This window comes from Streptomyces apricus (assembly GCF_008369065.1).
GTDB classification, from domain to species: Bacteria; Actinomycetota; Actinomycetes; order Streptomycetales; family Streptomycetaceae; genus Streptomyces; species Streptomyces apricus.
This window is the reverse complement of sequence record NZ_VDFC01000220.1, coordinates 1-1,190: the sequence shown is the minus strand read 5'-3', so window position 1 is coordinate 1,190 and position 1,190 is coordinate 1. Positions and strand designations below refer to the sequence as shown.

At 74.3% G+C, this 1,190-nt stretch carries 2 protein-coding genes; both read left to right on the top strand.

Annotation, left to right across the window (positions count from 1 at the left end; genetic code table 11):
* Nucleotides 1-429, top strand: a 429-nt coding sequence (locus FGF04_RS39310) for a rhodanese-like domain-containing protein (protein ID WP_149516177.1), incomplete at its 5' end; no start/stop codon positions are given.
* A 120-nt stretch (nt 430-549) separates the two neighbouring features.
* Nucleotides 550-1,083: an immunity 21 family protein gene (locus tag FGF04_RS39305; protein WP_149516176.1), complete on the top strand. Its 534-nt coding sequence runs from the start codon at nt 550-552 to the stop codon at nt 1,081-1,083.
* Nucleotides 1,084-1,190 lie beyond the last annotated feature (107 nt).

Sequence of the window (1,190 nt, the reverse complement as noted above, 5' to 3'; positions counted from 1 at the left end):
CCCGCCGTGGCCGCCGCCCACTTCGCGGCGAGCCTCGCCCTGTACGCCGACGTGTCCGACGTCGCCGCCGCGCTGGACGCCGGCGGCGACCCCGGCTTCGTCGTCCTCGACTCGCGCTCCACGGAGTCCTGGGACCAGGGGCACGTACCCGGCGCCGTCCACCTGCCGACCGCCCTCGTCGCCGAACAGGCCGGGCGGCTCCTGGACAAGGCGGTACCGGTCGTCACGTACTGCTGGGGTCCGGGCTGCAACGGCGCGACCCGGGCGGCCCTCGCGCTCGCCCGACTCGGTTACCAGGTCAAGGAGATGCTCGGCGGGTTCGAGTACTGGGTGCGCGAGGGCTTCGMGTTCGAGACCTGGGAGGGGCGCGAGCGGCGCCCCGCCGACCCGTTGACGGCACCGGCCGGCGCGGCGGACTGCGGCTGCTGACCGGCCACCGCGTCCCGCCGGCCCGCCCACCGGAGGCGTACGGACTCAGTCGCGTATCAAGTGGACGGACGGGCAAAGGAATCGTCAATTGCGGTCCGCCGGGGCGTGTAGCTTTCGCCCATGGTGAGTTATGCGGACCCCGGTCCGGTCGAGGCGGTCGGGCCGGTCGAGTGGGTCGAGTCGGGCGGCGGGCCGCTCATAGCGGTACCGGAAGTGGTGCTGCCGTTCTGGACGGGCGCGGACGGCGACGAACTGGCCTCCGACTACGACCGGGCCTGCGAGGTGGACGGCTTCGCCGGTCTGCTGCCCGTCGGCAACACCGCCGCCCTGGTCCTCGGGGACGACCCCGCCGCCACCGCCTACCTCCCCGAACACCGCACGTTCGTACGGTGGTTCGCGGGCGACTCCGAGTCCGAACTGCTGGCCAGGGTGCCGGCCGCCCTCGACACGGCGGCCTGGGGGAGCGAGGTGCACTGGCGGGTCCCCGGGCCCGTCGTGCTGTTCGACGCGGCCTGGCCGGGGGAGGAGTCCACGAACGCGGGACGCCTGCGCATCGCCCTCGAACCGGGACGGTACGCGGTGCGCGCGGCGCACGCCGAGCCGGGCCCGGAGACGTGGATCGGACTCGTCCAGCTGACACCGCTGGGGGAGTGACCGGGGGCGGGGCCTGGATCCCTGCCCACGGGCCCCCGGAAAACCGTGTGCGGAGGGCGGCCGGTGTCGCCCATCATGGTCGACCGTGTCCCCTCCCCTTCCCCCAC